This is a genomic window from Enterobacter sichuanensis (assembly GCF_002939185.1).
Lineage (GTDB): Bacteria > Pseudomonadota > Gammaproteobacteria > Enterobacterales > Enterobacteriaceae > Enterobacter > Enterobacter sichuanensis.
In genome coordinates, this window is record NZ_POVL01000017.1 from 63997 (window position 1) to 82592 (window position 18596).

Here is an 18596-nt window from a genome sequence, read left to right on the forward strand (position 1 = left end):
GCCGCACCCGTAAGGGGCGGCGAATGTTACTCTTCGCTAAACCACTCGCTATTTTCCTGACGGATAAGCTGCACCGATTCGCTAATTTCCTGCAGATGCAGCGTCATTGCTTTTTCCACAGCGTCCGGGTCGCGTTTTTCGAGCGCGCTGAAAATATCGTGATGCTGTCGGAGCAACATTTCCGGTGGCGAGACGTGATCGAGACTCATATACCGCACGCGATCGATGGTGGCTTTGATGTTTTCGATAGTGTCCCAGGCGAGCTGGCAATCCGCAATCTGCGCCAGTTTCTGGTGGAATTCATCATCGAGCTGGAAGAAGTCATTCAGCTGTTTACGGTCAATCGCAATACGCTGCTGATGCAGATTCTGCTCCAGCAGGTAACACTGGTTGTCGTTGATAAGCGTTGCAGCACGACGCGCCACCGCGCATTCAATGGCCTGACGAACGAAACATCCGTTGCGAACCTGAGAAAGTGAAATTTTATTCACGTAACTGCCGCGCTGGGGACGGATCTGAATCAGACCGTTTTCCGCAAGCTTAATAAACGCTTCACGCACCGGCTGCCGGGAGACGTCAAACCGCACGGAGACCTCTTTTTCGGAAAGCGGTGTTCCCGGTGGGATCAGGCAATGAACAATATCGCGTCGCAAAATGCGATAGATTTGCTGGTTGACGGGCTGGGTGGGATTAAGTTGCGATTCAGCGGCCATGAGTTGTCATTTCTCAGAGAGTTAGCCCGAACATACTACCATTCTTTTATAACCCGAAACAGACCCGGCCCGCAGGCCGGGAAGGGCACGGTTAGCCGCGATGGACGTTCAGGCCGGCAAAACTCTGGCTGACGGGCATCATTTCGACAGTATTGATATTGACGTGTTTTGGCAGCGTCGCCACCCACCAGACGGTTTCGGTGACATCTTCCGGCGTAAGCGCGTTAGCATTTTCGTAGGTCTTATCCGCCTTCGCGTCATCGCCTTTGAAACGGACATTGGAAAATTCGGTGCCGCCCACCAGACCCGGCTCGATATCGGTCACACGAATGGCGGTGCCGTGCAGATCGGTGCGCAGGTTAAGGCTGAACTGGCGTACAAACGCTTTCGTCGCGCCATAAACGTTGCCGCCCGCGTAAGGCCAGCTCCCGGCCGTTGAGCCGATATTGATAATATGGCCACGGTTACGCTCAACCATCCCCGGCAACACCGCGCGGGTCATGTAGACCAGCCCTTTGTTGTTGGTATCAATCATGTTTTCCCAGTCTTCTACGCTGGCTTTGTGGGCGGGCTCCATGCCCAGCGCCAGACCAGCATTGTTGACCAGCACGTCGATGGCGCGCCATTCAGCGGGCAGGTTGGCAATCATCTCTTCAATGGCAGCGCGGTTACGCACATCGAGCTGCGCGGTCAGGATGCTGTCGCCTAATTCGTCTTTCAGCTCCTGCAAACGTTCCTGGCGGCGCCCGGTCGCAATAACCTTGTGCCCGTTGGCGACGAAGCGACGCGTGATGCTTTCACCAAAACCTGCCGTTGCCCCGGTAACTAAAATAATCATCTCACTGTTCCTCAACGCTTTTTGTGTTGTACTAACATAGCATGGTCGCAGAGGGAGCGTTAAGGCAACATTTGTATGACAGCGTTGCAGGGGCTACTCTGGGAAGAAACCCGTACTCAGGAGTGAAAGATGGCGGCCACCAATCCTTTTTTTGACATCAGTCTGTTGCCTTACCAGGCGCCTCGTTTTGATGAAATCAACGACAGCCACTATCGCCCGGCTTTCGATGAAGCGCTTCGCCAGAAGCGGGCGGACATTGAGGCCATTGTCGCTCAGCACGCTGCGCCAGATTTCAATAACACCGTGCTGGCGCTGGAAAAAAGTGGCGTTATGCTCACGCGCGTCAGCAGCGTTTTCTTCGCCATGACCTCTGCGCACACCAACGCGTATCTGCAGGAACTGGAAGAACAGTTCTCCACCGAACTTGCCGCGCTGGCGAACGATATCTGGCTGAATGATACCCTCTTCGCCCGCGTCGAGAGCGTCTGGCAGGACCGTGCCGCGCTGGACGCCGAATCCCGGCGGCTGGTCGAGGAGACGTATCAGCGGTTTATACTGGCCGGGGCGCGTCTGAATGAGACAGAAAAAGCCGAGCTAAAGGCGCTGAATACTGAGGCAGCCTCTCTGACCAGCCAGTTTAATCAACGTCTGCTGGCTGCCGATAAGACCGGTGGGCTGGTGGTGGATTATGCGCACCAGCTTGACGGGCTCAGCGCAACGGAGATCGCGGACGCGGCACAGGCAGCCGCAGAGAGAGGGCTTAACGATCGCTGGCTGATCCCGCTTCTGAACACTACCCAGCAGCCCGCGCTGGCTGCGCTGCGCAATCGTCAGACGCGTGAAAATCTCTTCAGGGCTGGCTGGACACGTACCCAGAAAGGGGATGAAAACGACACCCGCGAGCTGATCCTTCGTCTCACGGCGCTGCGTGCCCGTCAGGCTCGCCTGCTGGGCTTTGAGGATTACGCCAGCTGGAGTACCGCGGATCAGATGGCGAAAACCCCTGACGCCGCGCTGGCCTTTATGCGCGGTATTGTGCCTGCCGCCCGCGCCCGCGCGGAGCGCGAGCAGGCCGATATTCAGAAAGTGATTGATGACGAGCAGGCTGGTTTTACGGTGCAGGCGTGGGACTGGGCCTTTTATGCGGAGCGCGTGCGCCAGGCAAAATATGCCCTCGATGAGTCGCAAATCAGGCCTTATTTTGCGCTCAATACCGTGCTGCAGGATGGCGTGTTCTGGGCGGCCAGCCAGCTGTTTGGCATCCGCTTCGTCGAGCGCTTCGATATCCCGGTTTATCACCCGGACGTTCGCGTATGGGAAATTTTCGACCACACCGGTGAGGGCATGGCGCTGTTTTACGGCGACTTCTTCGCGCGCGATTCCAAGCAGGGCGGCGCCTGGATGGGCAATTTCGTCGAACAATCGTTCGAGTTTGCGGCCCGTCCGGTTATCTATAATGTTTGTAACTACCAAAAACCGGCGAACGGCGGTGTCGCGCTCCTCTCCTGGGATGATGTGATAACGCTCTTCCACGAGTTTGGCCATACGCTGCACGGCCTGTTTGCCAGCCAGCGTTTCGCCACGCTCTCCGGCACCAATACCCCGCGTGATTTTGTTGAATTCCCGTCGCAAATCAATGAGCACTGGGCCAGCCATCCGCAGGTGTTTACGCACTATGCGCGCCACTACGAAACCGGCGAACCGATGCCGGACGCGCTGCGGGAAAGCATGCTCAACGCGACGCATTTCAACAAGGGCTATGATATGACGGAACTGCTGAGCGCCGCGCTGCTGGACATGAACTGGCACGGCATCAGTGAGGCCGTTTCGGACGTTGACACATTTGAAACGGCGGCGTTGCAAAAAGAGGGGCTGGATCTGCCCGCTGTACCGCCGCGCTATCGCAGCAGCTATTTTGCCCATATTTTCGGCGGCGGCTACGCGGCGGGGTATTACGCCTACCTGTGGACGCAAATGCTCGCGGATGATGGCTACCAGTGGTTTGTCGAACAGGGCGGCTTAACGCGTGAGAACGGGCAAAAATTCCGCGAGGCGATTTTGTCTCGCGGAAACAGCACGGATTTAGCGGAACTGTATCGTAACTGGCGCGGACACGATCCGCAGATCGAACCGATGCTGGAGAATCGCGGGTTGAGTGCGTAGAACCCGGGTTGCCTGAAAACAGAGCCGGGCTTTACGCCCGGTTTTTTTATACCGGGTCTGAAGTCTGGAATGGCACCGACAAAGTAATATCCTATTTCCCGCCAACAAACCTTATATTTAAATTAAATTTATGCGAAATAAAGTCATTCTGCACGGCATGTTTTATAAACAGTGTAGAGTTTGCAAAATAGTTAATGATTAATCATTTGATCTTGATTAGGGAAAACAAATATTCTTTAGTGTCAGGTTTTAACGCTAAAATTTTCTTGTTTTATGCCGATAACCGAAGATGGCATAAAACATGACGTAAGAGCAGTTAAGAAGGCGAATGATGACCCTACCTCTGAACACTCCTGGCTTTACGGATACCGAAAATTCTAAAAGGCTGATAAATAAAACCTTTACCTATGTCGTTACGTTATTGATAAGTATTTTCATTGCGGCAATCGTTTCCTTGCTAATAATAAAAAACAATGTTAACCAAATCAGCGACCAACACGATGAATATTTATTAAAAAAAGCGTTAGAGACTCGCCAGGAAAGCATGCGAAGTCATCTTAAAGACAATGCCGAGTGGGGCGATGTCTATAAACATCTTCATCAGAAAATTGACCTTCACTGGGCATGGGATAAGCAGAATCTGGGTAAGTCCCTGTACGACAACTTTGGTTACGAAGGGGTGTTTGTTATCTCAGCGGAAGGGACCACGCATTACAGCGTGCTTGACGGGAAACTGAAACGTGAAGAACTGGAAAGCTGGTTAGATAAACCTACGAAAGCGCGTTTACTCCATGAGCTTAGCCTGAAAAATGGACTGCCGGTCTCCATGCTCACGCTTATCCATTCCGTCCCCGCCATTGTTTCAGCCGAATGGATAACAACGGGCGATGATCCGAGTGTACAACCCTCACCGGGTAAGCCGTCAGTCATGGTCTTTATTGATAAATTAACGGCTAAAAAACTGCTGACGATTGGGCAGGATGCCGGAATAAATAATGTACGCGCTTCCATTAATAAAGAGAATGCTCAGGCAAATAACCAGACGGCATTTACTCTGCGCACCCAAAATGGTGATGTGGACATTATCTGGGACAGTGAAAACCCCGGTCAGGCGTTGATCATCTATTTTCTGCCGTTAATGATCCTGTCAGTACTTTTGACAATTTCGATGATGGTCATCCTCATGCGCCATATTATGCACAAGGCGAGAATGCATGACGAAAATACATTTCTGCTTGAACAGGCAAGACTGAATCTTATCACGAGCGAAAAACGCTTCCGGGACGTCAGTGAAACCACCAGCGACTGGTTCTGGGAAACCGATTTATCGTTAAAAATAACATGGCTGTCCGGCCGTTTTTCCACCGTCACAGGATACGATCAGAGTCAATGGATCGGTCGCCGGTTGGATGAACTCTTTCCTTCGACCAGAGGCAGTTTTAATAAGCCTGTAACGGGCCATGCGTTAACTGGGCGCTTCGAATTTAAGAACTGCCCTTATACGAACTATCAACATGCCACCGCGTATTGCACGCTGCTGGCTAAATTTTCGACTCAGCCGGATGGCACTGTTGTATTGCGCGGCGCGGCAACCGACGTTTCTCTGGAAGTGGAGGCCACAAAACGCGTGGAGTTCCTGTCACGGCATGACGAATTAACAGGCCTCCCGAACCGGTACCATATTAAGGAGTTTCTGGCGGGCCAGTTAGCGAAAGAAGGCGTTAAACATTACCCCTTCGCCATGATTTGCCTGGATTTAGACAAGTTTAAACCCGTCAATGATATTTTTGGCCATTCCACGGGGGATGCACTGCTTGGCGAGGTCGCCTCGCGTCTTAAACATTGTGTTCGTGGCGGGGATTTTGTCGCCCGACAGGGGGGCGATGAATTTATGCTGCTCCTCGGCAACATCACTCAAAAAGAGCAGATCGAAGAGGTGTGTCAACGTATCGTGGAAGAACTCAACCGTCCTTTCACCATTGATGGCAACGATGTGGCAATAGGCGTCAGCATGGGGATTGCAATGGCGCCACAGGACAGCAGCAGCGCAAACGATCTTTTACGCTTTGCGGATATTGCCCTTTATCAGGCGAAACAATCCGGTAGAAACCGGTGGGTTTATTATCGCCCGGATATGTCGGAAAAGCTGACTGAACGCAGAAAACTGGAATTAGAGCTCAGAACTGCGATTCGCGAGGACCAGCTCTCTCTGGTTTATCAGCCGCGTTATAGCCTCCGATATTCTAAAATCGAGGCCGTGGAAGCCCTGGTTCGTTGGCAGCACCCGGAACGCGGAAACATGATGCCCGATCAGTTTATCCCGCTGGCTGAAGAAACCGGGCTTATTATTAGTCTCAGCAACTGGGTTATTCGCAAAGCGTGTCTGGATGCGCAAGCGTTCTTGCCAGGATTATCGGTATCGGTCAATATTTCTGCGATTGAATTCCAGGCAAGCGATCTCGCCGAAAGGATTAAAGATATTCTTCATGACACCGGGCTCGAAGCCCAGCGGCTGGAAATCGAAGTGACGGAGAATGTCACGCTTTCCGATCCAGAAAAAACCCTGCAGACCATGAAGGCCCTCAAAAAAATGGGCGTTCGCATTCTGATTGATGATTTCGGTACCGGCTATGCCTCGCTGAGCTATCTGCGGAAGTTTCAGTTTGATGGGCTCAAGCTCGACAAAAGCTTTATTTTTACGTTAGGCGATTCACCGCAGAACCAGGCTGTCGTTGAGAAAATAATCGATCTGGGCAAGGCCTATTCCATGGAGATCACCGCAGAAGGGGTGGAAACTCTCGAACAGCTCACTTTCCTCATGAAAAATAAGTGTGATGAAGTGCAGGGGTACTTACTCGGGAAACCGTCTGCCATTGCGGACTTAAATTTAAACGCAGTGGTATTAAGTGCGTATAGCCTGGGCCATACAGTGAATTGATAGTATTGAACAACCCGCGTGACGCTGATTGTCAAAAATACCCGCTATACTACATTTTCATTTTTTCAGGCGATAACAGACAAAGGCAGGAAGTATGTCTCTTCGTTCGCTGCGGGCATTATGCCTGGCCAGTTTTTTTATTGCGGATGTTCGCGATGGCCTTGGGCCATTTCTCGGTATTTTTCTGACCGAGCGTCACTGGACCCCGGACAATATCGGCATACTGATGACGGCCGGTGGGCTGGCAGGATTACTGGCCACGCTCCCGGCAGGATTTATTACTGACACTTCCAGGAACAAACGTGCCGTGCTGGCGCTGCTCTGCCTGTTGATCACCCTGAGCACGCTTCTGCTCTGGTTTAGCCAGCAGAGCAGCGTGGTCGCCATTTCGCAAATTATCACCGGTATTTGTGCGGCATTTGTCGGGCCGTTGATCGCCGGCATTACGCTGGGGCTGACCGGCCAGAACGGCTTCAGCGCGCAGATGGGCAGAAATGAAGCGTTCAATCACGGCGGAAACTTTGTCACCGCGCTGATGGCAGGCGGCATTGCCTGGTACTGGGGCGTCGGCGGGATTTTCCTGCTGATGACCTGTACGACGCTGCTCACGCTCTGTGCGCTGCTGGCCATTCGCAACGGCGATATCGACAACAATGCCGCGCGGGGGCTGTCATCTTCAGGGAGCGTGCCGGTTCCCGGCTTTGCGGTGCTGATGAAAAACCGAGCGCTTTTTGTGACCGGACTGACGCTTCTGCTGTTCCACCTGGCGAATGCCGCGCTGCTGCCGATGCTGAGCATGCGGGTTGCAGCGGCACCCGCCTCGATCAACCCCGGTTTGTATGCGGCGGGTACCGTCATCATCTCACAGGCCGTGATGATCCCCGTCGCCATCTGGAGCGCACGCCGGATAGAACACTACGGCTACTGGCGGTTAATTATGCTGGCGCTGCTGGTGATGCCGGTACGCGCGGCGCTGGCAGCAAGCACGGACGCACCGTTCATGATGATCCCGGTACAAATTCTCGACGGTCTGGCCGCCGGCATTTTGGGGGTCGTGGTACCGTCGTTTATCGTGGTGCTGCTGCGCGGAAGCGGGCACGTCAATGCCGGGCAGAGTGTCGTGATGCTGATGCAGGGTGTGGGGGCAGCCATGAGTCCGGCATTAACCGGTACGATCGCCGGGCATTACTCGTTTGCGACGGCATTCAGTGTATTAAGCGCGATTGCGCTGATGGGCGTACTGCTGTGGTGGCGTTTTGCCCACCGTAGCTGGGAAACGAACGCGCCGGGTGAAGTGTATACGCCACCCGGCGTGAGATTTAAGCCAGTTCGTTAGGGCAGGTTTCACCTTTTTCCAGCTGCTGCAAATTCCCGAGCGTCGTTTCCGAGATGCTGATCAGCGCTTCGGCGGTCAGAAACGCCTGGTGTCCGGTAAACAGCACGTTATGGCAGGCGGAGAGGCGACGGAACACGTCGTCCTGGATCACGTCATTCGACTTGTCTTCGAAGAACAGATCGCGTTCGTTCTCATAGACGTCCATCCCCAGTGCGCCAATTTTCTGGGTTTTCAGCGCTTCGATAGCGGCCTGAGAGTCAACCAGCCCGCCGCGGCTGGTGTTGATGATCATTACGCCGTCTTTCATCTGGTCGAATGCCGCCTGGTTAAGCAGGTGGTAGTTTTCCGGCGTCAGCGGGCAGTGCAGGGAGATTACGTCAGACTGCGAGAACAGGGTTGGCAGGTCAACGTACTCCACGCCCAGATCCAGCGCAGCCGCGCTTGGGTACGGATCAAACGCCAGCAGACGCATGCCAAAGCCTTTCAGAATCCGCAGGGCGGCGACGCCAATTTTACCGGTCCCGATCACGCCAGCGGTTTTGCCGTACATGGTAAAGCCGGTCAGGCCTTCCAGCGAGAAGTTGGCGTCACGGGTACGCTGATAAGCACGGTGAATACGACGGTTGAGGGACATCATCATGCCAATCGCATGTTCCGCCACCGCTTCCGGGGAGTACGCCGGCACGCGAACCACCTTCAGACCCAGCTCTTTGGCTGCATCGAGATCCACATTATTAAAGCCCGCACAGCGCAGGGCGATGTATTTCACCCCCTGTTTTTTTAACTCCTCCAGCACCGGACGACTGCCGTCATCGTTTACAAAAATGCAGACACCTTCACACCCGTGCGCCGTTTTGGCGGTTTTTTCGGACAGCAGAAAGTCGAAAAATTCAAGCTCAAACCCGTAAGCCTCGTTAACATGTTGCAGATACTTTTTGTCGTACTGCTTTGTGCTATATACCGCGAGTTTCATAAGACTTTCTCCAGTGATTTTGCATTCACGTTAGCATGATTAAAATTATCTTACAATTTCTAAAATATTATTGAATTCAATAAGTTCTGTTAATTATTCTAGAGCATCTATCCTTAAAAATGGCATTTCCTTCAACTGACTGGCCAAACATGCGACAATGATCGGCACTGCCGGCTTAATTTTTTCGCTAAATCAGGATATTAACTGCCCATGAAGGGTAAATACAAAGCCGCACTTGCGCTTTTACTGCTGTTCATATTGTTGCCGCTGACGCTGCTGATGACGCTCGCCCAGTGGGTACCGACGCTAGCCGGGATCTGGCTGCCCGTTGGGACGCGTATCGCGTTCGAAGAGAGCCCGAAGCTCACTCGTCACGCGCTAGTGATCCCCGATCTCCGCTATCTGGTGGAAGACTGCGAGATAGCCCGCATCGATAACGTGACGCTGTCACATCCCAGCCGCTGGAAGCTGGATATCGGCACGCTCGATCTCAACGCCGTCTGTCTGAGCAAGATTCCCCAGTCCGCACCGTCAACGGTTGCCCCGAAAACGCTGGCCCAGTGGCAGGCGGTGTTACCGAATACCTGGCTTACGGTTCACCGTCTGACGCTTTCACCCTGGCAGCAGTGGCAGGGGGAACTTAACGCGTCGCTGACCCCGGCAAGACAGGAGATCGCCTATAAAGGCGAGCAGGTCAGCATTAAGGGGACACTTCGCGGGCAGACGCTCTCCGTTACCCAGTTCGATGTGCAGCTTCCTGACCAGCCGCAGCCCGTTAAGCTGGTGGGCGAATTCACGCTGCCGCTGGTGCCGGATGGCGTGCCGGTGAAGGGCCATGCGGTGGCGACCTTTAACGTTCCACAGCTAACGTCCCTGGTCGATGCCGATCTGGACTGGGAAGACAATCAGGGGCAACTGGTGGTGATGGCGCGGGACAACCCCGAACCGCTCCTTGACCTGCCGTGGCAGATCACCGCGGAGCAGCTGAACATCAGCGACGGACGCTGGAACTGGGCGCTCTCCGGCATGCCGCTGAGCGGACGCGTTTCGCTTCGTGCCGACAACTGGCAGCAGGGGCTGGAGAAGGCCACCCTGACCGGTCGACTGAATGTGCTGACCCACGGCGATGCCGGGAAAGGCAACGCGGTACTGAATATTGGGCCCGGCAGGCTCAGCATGGAAAACAGCGACATGCCGCTGCACCTGAGCGGTGAGGCGAAACAGAACGATCTTATTCTCTACGCCAGGCTGCCGGCAAAACTGACCGGCAGCCTGTATGAACCGCAGCTCGCCTTTGAGCCTGGCGCGCTGCTCCGCTCGCGCGGGCGCATCATTGACTCGCTCGATATTGATGAAATTCGCTGGCCGCTGGCGGGCGTGAAGCTCACGCAAAAGGGCGTGGACGGCCGTTTACAGGCTATTCTGCGCGCCCATGAAAACGAAATGGGGGATTTTGAGCTCCACCTCGACGGTCAGGCAAACGACTTTTTACCCGATAACGGCCTGTGGCAGTGGCGCTACTGGGGGAAAGGCGGCTTTACGCCGATGCATGCCCGCTGGGATGTCGCCGGGAAAGGCGAGTGGCGCGACAACCTTATCGAGCTGACGGCGCTCTCCACCGGTTTTGACAAGCTTCAGTACGGCACGATGGAGGTCAGCAAGCCACGCATGGTGCTCGACCAACCGGTGCGCTGGTTCCGTGACCCCGAAAAACCGTCCTTCAGCGGCGCGTTGTCGCTCAATGCCGGACAGACCCGTTTCTCCGGCGGCAGCGTGTTGCCGCCGTCGGTTCTGACCTTAAGCGTCGACGGTACCGATCCGACGATTTTCCAGTTCAAAGGCGATCTCCGCGCGGACAACATCGGCCCGGTACAGGTCAACGGCCGCTGGGACGGGGAGCGTCTTCGCGGGCAGGCCTGGTGGCCGAAACAGTCGCTCACCGTCTTCCAGCCGCTGATCCCGCCAGACTGGAAAATGACCCTGCGCGACGGGGAGCTCTATGCCCAGGTTGCCTTCTCGGCGGCGGCCGATCAGGGTTTTGAGGCCGGCGGGCACGGCGTACTGAAATCCGGCAGCGCCTGGATGCCGGATAACCAGATTAATGGCGTCGATTTTGTGCTGCCATTCCGCTTCAGCGAAGGGACCTGGTCGTTGGGGACCCGCGGACCGGTGACGTTGCGCATTGGCGAAGTGGAAAACCTGGTAACCGCGCGCAACATTACCGCGGATTTGCAGGGGGACTATCCCTGGACCGAGGACAATCCGCTGCTGCTCACCAACGTGAAGGTGGAAACCCTCGGCGGGAAGATCACCATGCAGCAGTTGCGGATGCCGCAGCACGATCCGGCCCTGTTGCGTGTGGACAATATCTCCTCCAGCGAGCTGATTAGTGCCGTCAATCCGAAACAGTTTGCCATGTCTGGCCCGGTCAGCGGAGCGCTGCCGTTCTGGCTGGACAATGAAAAGTGGATCATTAAAGATGGCTGGCTGACCAACCCGGGGCCCATGACGCTGCGCATCGACAAAGATACGGCAGACGCCATCGTTAAAGATAATATGGTGGCGGGTGCCGCGATTAACTGGCTCCGCTATATGGAAATTTCACGTTCGTGGACGAGAATCAATTTAGATAACCTGGGTGAATTAACCATGCAGGCGACCATCAAGGGGACCAGCCGCGTGGAGGGCAAAAGCAGCTCCGTCAATCTGAACTATACCCATGACGAGAATGTCTTTACCCTCTGGCGCAGCCTGCGTTTTGGCGACAACCTGCAAACCTGGTTTGAGCAACATACGGCGATACCTGCGCCCCGCAGTTCGACTGGCAAGGAAAGTGAGGAACAACAATGAAAACGAGGGCTGGTGTGCTCACCGTTGCCGCTGCCGCGCTACTGACTGGCTGTACGCCGCGTATTGAAGTCGCCGCGCCAAAAGAGCCGATTACCATCAATATGAACGTCAAAATCGAACATGAGATCCATATAAAGGTCGATAAAGACGTTGAAAATCTGCTGAAATCGCGCAGCGATCTGTTCTGAGGATGCTATGAATCGATTAGCTCTGATTTTACTGGCATTAGGGATGAACGTGCAGGCGGCTGCGCTGACCCTGAACGACGCCCGGGCGCAGGGCCGGGTGGGGGAAACCCTCAGCGGCTATCTGGCCCCGATTCAACAGGACGCGGAAACGCTGGCACTGGTCAGCCGCATCAACGCGGCGCGCACGGAAAACTACCAGAAACTGGCGGACAGCAACAATCTGCCGGTTGATGAAGTGGCGAAAATGGCAGGTCAAAAGCTGGTTGCCCGCGCGCAGCCGGGCGAGTACGTGAAGGGCATTAACGGAAAGTGGCTCAAAAAGTAGCTAGCGATAGCGCCTGCGGTATTCACCCGGTGAGACGCCAAAACGCTGCTTAAACGCTGTTGAAAAATGGCTATGGTCGGTGAACCCCCAGCTGTAGCCAATCCCCGCCAGCTTTTCATCATCTCCGGCGGAGCGTAGCACCTGCGCGCAGAGATCCAGACGACGGTTTTTAATGTACTGCGCCACCACCAGCCCTTTTTCGGCAAACATGCGATAGAGGCTGCGCACGGACATTCCGCTTTCGGCGGCAATCCATTCCGGACGCAGAGAGTCAGACTGAATGTTGTCGTCGATCAGCGCCACCACCTGCCGGAACTGGCGTTCCTTACGTGGCTGAATCAACTCGCGCTGCTGGAACGCCGGGCGCAGCAGGCACACCATCGCTTCAAGCGCCGCTTCACTTTCCCGGTCGCTCAGGTCGGCATTACACATACTCTCCATCAACAGACGATGGCTTAACTGTACCGTCGGCAACGAACAGGAGAGCGTCAGCGCGCAGCTGATCTCCTGAAACCGGCACTGCTGCTCAATGATCTGACGGGGCACCAGCAGCGAAATCTGGCGGGATTTTTCCTGCCAGTGAATTGAGCACGGGCGCGATGCGTCAATCAGCGTAATATCCCCGGTTCTCAGCACAGAGCGGCGATCGTCCTGCTCGATTTGCGCGCTGCCTTCAAGCTGAAACACGGTATAGAACCAGGCATCGTTACTGTCTCTGATCTCCTGGCGGGAGCGGAACAGGGTAACGCCGCCAGCGGTCACGGTACTGAGCTTCAGGCTGCGCGCATAGCTGGTCTCCAGTTCACCGAAGAATTTTCCCTCCAGAGGACGCGCGTTGAAACGCCCGCAAACCTGGTTAATTTGCGCCAGCCACTGCTGATACTGTTCCTGCTCGCTTGCACACGCCATCGTTTTTCTCACTGCACCGTCAACGTTTACGCATTGTTGCATTTGTGTTGCATTTTGTCAGAGCTCTGAGGCTGACTATAGGAAAGAACACTCACCGGGGACAGCGCTATAAGACGGAATTATCACGATTTGCGGAGCCTGTCACAGGTGGCAAAGCGAATGTCACAGAGACAAAAGCGGGAATGCGAAACCCCTCTTAGACTGGATAAACACCCTGCGAATAATAACGAAGGAGTATCCTATGTCTGAATCACAGGTGGCTATTCAGCCTGCCGTGCAGCAATTTTTAGACCGACATCATGGCCTGTGGATTGAAGGGCGTCAGGCCGCGTCGGACAGTGAAAAACGGCTCAATGTCTATAACCCGGCCACGGGCGAGGTGATAGCCTCGACTGCCGATGCCAGCGTCGATGACGTTGACCGCGCCGTGATGTCCGGCTGGCGCGCCTTTGTCGCCCGCAGCTGGGCCGGAAAATTACCGGCGGAGCGCGAGCGGATCCTGCTCCATTTCGCCGATCTGGTGGAACAGCACGGCGAGGAGCTGGCCCAGCTTGAAACGCTGGAGCAGGGCAAGTCCATCAACATTTCCCGCGCCTTTGAAGTCGGCTGTACCCTCAACTGGATGCGCTATACCGCCGGGCTGACCACAAAGATTGCGGGGAAAACCCTCGACCTCTCCATTCCGCTGCCGCAGGGCGCACGCTACCAGGCGTGGACGCGCAAAGAGCCGGTTGGCGTGGTGGCCGGGATTGTCCCGTGGAACTTCCCGCTGATGATCGGGATGTGGAAAGTGATGCCTGCCCTGGCGGCGGGGTGTTCCATCGTCATTAAACCGTCGGAAACCACGCCGCTGACCATGCTGCGCGTGGCGGAACTGGCCAGCGAAGCGGGGATCCCGGACGGGGTATTCAATGTGGTAACCGGCAGCGGCGCGGTGTGTGGCGCAGCGCTGACCGCGCATCCGCATATTGCCAAGGTCAGTTTCACTGGCTCAACGGCGACCGGCAAGCAGATTGCCCGCACGGCGGCGGACACGCTAACCGGGGTGACGCTGGAACTGGGGGGCAAAAACCCGGCCATTGTGCTGAAGGATGCCGACCCGGCCTGGGTGATCGAAGGCCTGATGACCGGCAGCTTCCTGAACCAGGGGCAGGTCTGCGCGGCAAGTTCCCGTATCTACATTGAGGCGCCGCTCTTCGACACGCTGGTCAGCGGTTTTGAGCAGGCGGTGAAATCCCTGAGCGTTGGGCCGGGCATGTCGCCGGAGGCGTTTATCAACCCGCTGGTGTCGCGCGTGCATTGCGACAAGGTGCAAACCTTCCTTGATGAAGCGAAAACTCGCAAGGCGGAGCTGATCGTCGGCAACCGAGGCCCGAAAGGCAAAGGCTATTACGTTTCGCCTACGCTGGTGATAAACCCGGACGCCGGGCTGCGCTTGACCCGCGAAGAGGTGTTCGGCCCGGTGGTCAACCTGGTGCGCGTCTCCGACGGGGAAGAGGCGCTCCAGCTGGCAAACGACACCGAATATGGCCTGACGGCCAGCGTCTGGACGCAGAATATCAGCAAGGCGCTGGAGTATACCGACAGGCTGCAGGCGGGCACCGTTTGGGTAAACAGCCACACGCTGATTGACGCCAACCTGCCGTTCGGCGGGATGAAGCAGTCCGGCACCGGACGTGATTTTGGTCCGGACTGGCTGGACGGCTGGTGCGAAACCAAATCGGTGTGCGTGCGCTACTAGTAAAAGCAAAAGGCAACCGGGAGGTTGCCTTTTTAGTGTTTGTTCCCTCTCCCGTGGGAGAGGGTCAGGGTGAGGGCATCAGGCCGCACCGGGCTTTATCACCGCGACCACCGATCCCGCCCGGCCTCTTTCGCCCGGTACAGTGCCGCGTCGGCGCGGGCGATGATCTCGGTGCCGGCTAGCCCCTCCGCCATACTCGTAATCCCCATGCTCACCGTGACATGGTCGCTGACCGCTGAGGCCCCATGCGGGATGGCCTCTGCGCGCAGGCCGTCCTGAATACGCAGGGCAACCTTTTCCGCGATGGCTTCAGGGCAATTAAACAGAATCACCAGAAACTCTTCGCCACCGTAGCGTGACACCACATCTTCCGGGGTGCGCACCGACTGCTTCAGCACCCGCGCTACGCGCGTCAGACATTCGTCACCCGCCGGGTGCCCGTAGGTATCGTTGTAGCGCTTGAAATAGTCGATATCCAGCATGATCACCGAGAAGGTTTTTTTCTGCTCAACGGCGTTTTCCAGCACCACTTCCATTTTCCGGCGGTTGGCGGTTTTGGTTAACGGATCCTGATGCGCCAGTGCGTCCAGCCGGGATATCAGCAGCTGATTTTGCTGGTTGCGTCGCCAGGCTTCGTCAAACCAGCTCAACAGGATGAAACGCCCGCAGATCAGGATCAGCGTAAACACGCTCCAGATGATGACGAAGTGAAGGTTGAGACCGTCATTGAGCCTCCAGCTAGCAATCAGCAGGGTGATCCAGAGCGGAAGTTCAAAGGCGAGCAACCCCTCGGGGTAAAAGTAGAGCGCCGTCAAACCGGCGAGTAACAGAATGACGCACAGCGGCCAGACATGGGGCAGCAGCAGCTGGGTCACAAACCAGAAACAGGCGACTGACCAGATGGCGCTACAGAAAAACAGCACCACGCTGATACCGGCGATACGTCGCCATGCCATCAGGACCAGTGCCGCAGAGAGGATAATAATGCCGAGCATTGAGGCATCGACCATTTTTGTCAGATGCGGAGAGGTCGGATAAAGGGGATCGCCGGGTTTAAGCAGGACGTGTCGCAGCAGGATCATTACCGCGAAACTGACGTTGACGAAGGCCAGCCACGGCAGGTTTTTCGCCAGGCCATGCATGACCATGGCATGGCGTGTCGGCCAGGTCGCCCGTTCGAGGGGCGGTTTTTTTCTTTTTTCCATAAAATCCTTTCCCGTCCGGGGGATAAATCATGCGGCTGAGATATCAGTAACTATAAGCAAGCCTGGACGATCCTCAAATGTTGCGGCAAAAAAAAGCCGGGCAATTGCCCGGCGGGGGAGTTATTTATTGTCTTTTTTCTTGCCGAGCGTTGGCGTCTCGTCGAAGAAGTTCCACGGTTTAAGCAGGGTATGCACCCATTCCGTCGGCATGATCGGCCACTCCTCTGCGCGCGCCACGTGGGTGGTGCCGGTGGTCATCCAGACCACGTCATCCTGGTCGTTGAGCGACTCGTTATCTTTGCTGTACTGTCCCAGGCCCGTATCATGGATCGAGCGGTTAGGGAATTTCCCTTCCGGGTAGAGCTCATCCGGGTGGTAGCGGGTCACCCACAGCTGTTTGTCCATAAAGCTCAGGCGATGGTAAATCCACTCGTCCGGGGCAAACGTCGCGCCGGTCGCCACCGGGTGCGTACCGCCCGCGTAAGGGATGATCTGATACGAGACCGGGTTGCCCATGCGGTTCTCTTTGCGGGTGTTGCTCAGCAGGCGAATAGTGCCTGGATCGAATTTCTGCGCCGCCTGCTGCTCGGTATCAATATCATACTGATTGATCTGCATGGTGCTGGTGCGCGGGCCGCCGGCGGTATTCGGTTTCACTTCCGGATCCATGGCCACCAGCTTGTTGTTGATGCCATCCACATCCATATCCAGGCGGAAGTTATAGATGTGCTGGTGCGTGGTGCCCACGATGTTGTGATCGATCAGCGTGCCGTAACGGGTGTCGTCTTTGGCGGTAGCATCGTGCATGGTTTTCGCCTGCACGCCTTTCACCGCTTCGATTCCTGTCGCGCCAGCGTCAATGCCGATGGTGCCATTTTCATGGAACACCCAGTCGAAAATGTAATCGTAGTTGCCAACGGTGCTCACCCAGCGCACCACCAGCTCGCGGCGCTCGGTGCTGACGTTAGGCTGGCCCATCTCCTGATGCTTGTATTCCGGCCCGGCGTAGCGTTCGAAAATGGCAATCGCGCGGGGGATCTCCATCGGCGCGCCGGTGTAATCCGGGATGGTTTCATTGAGCATCACGGCGTTGGACGGGACGTCTTTCCCGCGTACCAGCGGGGAGGTCAGGGTGCCCATACCGTAGTCGCCGGAGTCGAGATAGGCTTTAAAGTACCAGCCCACGTCCGGGTCGCCATACGGGACGATCATCCCGCCCAGGGAGCCCTGATACATAATCTGGCGCTTTTTGCCGTTGTCGTTATAGGTCACGGTCGAAATCATCGGGCCGACGCGGGAGTCGAGGCTCAGGTGGAAATCCCAGTTCTGCCAGTGAACCCTGTCGCTGGTAATGGTGTAGTTTTTGCCTTCCGGTTCAGTAATGTCGAGCGGCTTTTTCGGCGTCTCTACCCGGTCGCGGCCATCGTAGGGGCGCGGGGTCATGGGCACCGGGATCACGGCGCCTTCTTCAATTTTCTGGATTTTTTTCTGCTCAAGATCCACCACGGCCACCAGGTTCTCAATCGGGTGCGCCCAGTAGTTGCCATCGCCGACATCGAGATAGCTCACCACTTTCAGCAGGCGATCTTCCTGCTTCAGACCGTCTTTACCGTCGAAATAGCCCACGGTAAGCGGCGTGGTGATCACTTTTTTGGTGTCGGTAATGCCGTGTTTTTTCAGCACCTCAGCAAACTCGGTGCTCTCGTTGATGATCTGCTGCACTGCGGTGAAATCATCCAGCAGCACCATGCCGTGCGCGTCTTTCACCGGTTCCCAGCGCAGGATTTTTTTATCCTTCAGATCCACCACGCTTTCGATAACGTGCTTTCCATCCAGCATCACGATCTTCGCCTGGCGGGGGGCATCCACTGGCGTGCCGTTAAGCACAAAGTCCCACACTTTGGCTTTCTCTGGCTCAGCGAGGGCAATCTGGGTGAAGCGGGTATTGGGTTTAAAATCCGCAGAGGTTTTCACAATCTCGACGGCCTGCTTAATTTCGTCCGCCGTTAACGCGTTTAACGGGTGAGGGCTTTTTTCAACTTGGAAGGTCTGGTCAAGACCGGACTGGAAAACATCGTTGATGAACCTGTCTGAAATAAAGGCTTTCTTGCCTTTCATCACCACCGGCACCTCAAGCTTGAGGGTTTTGCCGTTGACGATGGCGGTTTTGGCACCCGGTTTGACCTTCACAAAGGCACCGTCTTTCGCAATGGTAAACATCTGTGCGTAATCATCCCACTGAACGTCCGCGCCGAAGTCCTGTAGCGTTTTGTCCATCGGGACCATATGCGCCTCACTGCCGTGGGCGAAAACAGGGGATTGCCAGGCGCAACACAGCGCAACGGCCATGGCCAGTGCCGTTCTACGGGCAGAAAAAGAAGAATTGCTTCCCATCGTAGACCTCATCTTGTTGTGTT

Annotated in this window: 13 protein-coding genes; 7 read left to right on the forward strand and 6 right to left on the reverse strand. The window is 55.7% G+C overall.

Going from position 1 to position 18596, the window contains the following annotated elements; genetic code table 11:
- Positions 1-26 precede the first annotated feature (26 nt).
- Complete coding sequence (locus C5687_RS10030; RefSeq protein WP_025757990.1) at positions 27-713, reverse strand: GntR family transcriptional regulator; 687 nt, start codon at positions 711-713, stop codon at positions 27-29.
- Between the two features lie 91 nt (positions 714-804).
- Positions 805-1551: a bifunctional NADP-dependent 3-hydroxy acid dehydrogenase/3-hydroxypropionate dehydrogenase YdfG gene (gene ydfG / locus C5687_RS10035; RefSeq protein ID WP_025757989.1), complete on the reverse strand. Its 747-nt coding sequence runs from the start codon at positions 1549-1551 to the stop codon at positions 805-807.
- Positions 1552-1680: 129 nt separating this feature from the next.
- Between ydfG and dcp the strand changes: the two genes are divergently transcribed.
- From dcp to C5687_RS10050, 3 genes are all read left to right on the forward strand, one after another.
- On the forward strand, positions 1681-3714 hold the full coding sequence (dcp, locus tag C5687_RS10040) for a peptidyl-dipeptidase Dcp (protein ID WP_104556863.1): 2034 nt from the start codon (positions 1681-1683) through the stop codon (positions 3712-3714).
- Between the two features lie 331 nt (positions 3715-4045).
- Positions 4046-6652, forward strand: a complete 2607-nt coding sequence (locus tag C5687_RS10045) for a bifunctional diguanylate cyclase/phosphodiesterase (RefSeq protein WP_104556864.1) — start codon at positions 4046-4048, stop codon at positions 6650-6652.
- Between the two features lie 94 nt (positions 6653-6746).
- Positions 6747-7988: an MFS transporter gene (locus C5687_RS10050; protein WP_104556865.1), complete on the forward strand. Its 1242-nt coding sequence runs from the start codon at positions 6747-6749 to the stop codon at positions 7986-7988.
- Here C5687_RS10050 and C5687_RS10055 read toward each other — a convergent pair.
- Positions 7972-8961 (reverse strand): 2-hydroxyacid dehydrogenase, encoded by a 990-nt coding sequence (locus C5687_RS10055; protein WP_025757986.1) that lies wholly within the window; start codon positions 8959-8961, stop codon positions 7972-7974. The two genes, C5687_RS10050 and C5687_RS10055, sit on opposite strands and share 17 nt — an antisense overlap.
- A gap of 210 nt (positions 8962-9171) precedes the next feature.
- Here C5687_RS10055 and C5687_RS10060 point away from each other — a divergent pair, with 210 nt between their 5' ends.
- The 3 genes from C5687_RS10060 to C5687_RS10070 are packed head-to-tail and all read left to right on the forward strand — an operon-like array spanning position 9172 to position 12324.
- Positions 9172-11811 (forward strand): YdbH family protein, encoded by a 2640-nt coding sequence (locus C5687_RS10060; RefSeq protein WP_104556866.1) that lies wholly within the window; start codon positions 9172-9174, stop codon positions 11809-11811.
- Positions 11808-11999 carry a YnbE family lipoprotein gene (locus C5687_RS10065; protein WP_025757982.1) on the forward strand — a complete coding sequence of 64 codons (192 nt, stop codon included), beginning with the start codon at positions 11808-11810 and terminating at the stop codon, positions 11997-11999. The genes C5687_RS10060 and C5687_RS10065 overlap by 4 nt, the downstream gene beginning before the upstream one ends.
- 7 nt (positions 12000-12006) lie before the next feature.
- Complete coding sequence (locus tag C5687_RS10070) at positions 12007-12324, forward strand: YdbL family probable chaperone protein (RefSeq protein ID WP_104556867.1); 318 nt, start codon at positions 12007-12009, stop codon at positions 12322-12324.
- Here C5687_RS10070 and feaR read toward each other — a convergent pair whose 3' ends face one another.
- Positions 12325-13233: a transcriptional regulator FeaR gene (feaR, locus tag C5687_RS10075; RefSeq protein WP_104556868.1), complete on the reverse strand. Its 909-nt coding sequence runs from the start codon at positions 13231-13233 to the stop codon at positions 12325-12327. It abuts the gene before it with no gap.
- A 241-nt stretch (positions 13234-13474) separates the two neighbouring features.
- Here feaR and C5687_RS10080 point away from each other — a divergent pair, with 241 nt between their 5' ends.
- Positions 13475-14974: an aldehyde dehydrogenase family protein gene (locus tag C5687_RS10080; RefSeq protein ID WP_104556869.1), complete on the forward strand. Its 1500-nt coding sequence runs from the start codon at positions 13475-13477 to the stop codon at positions 14972-14974.
- A 98-nt stretch (positions 14975-15072) separates the two neighbouring features.
- On the opposite strand, the gene C5687_RS10085 is transcribed toward C5687_RS10080, so the two are convergent.
- Positions 15073-16179, reverse strand: a complete 1107-nt coding sequence (locus C5687_RS10085; protein WP_104556870.1) for a GGDEF domain-containing protein — start codon at positions 16177-16179, stop codon at positions 15073-15075.
- Between the two features lie 120 nt (positions 16180-16299).
- Positions 16300-18573 carry a primary-amine oxidase gene (tynA, locus tag C5687_RS10090; protein WP_104556871.1) on the reverse strand — a complete coding sequence of 758 codons (2274 nt, stop codon included), beginning with the start codon at positions 18571-18573 and terminating at the stop codon, positions 16300-16302.
- Positions 18574-18596: the final 23 nt, after the last annotated feature.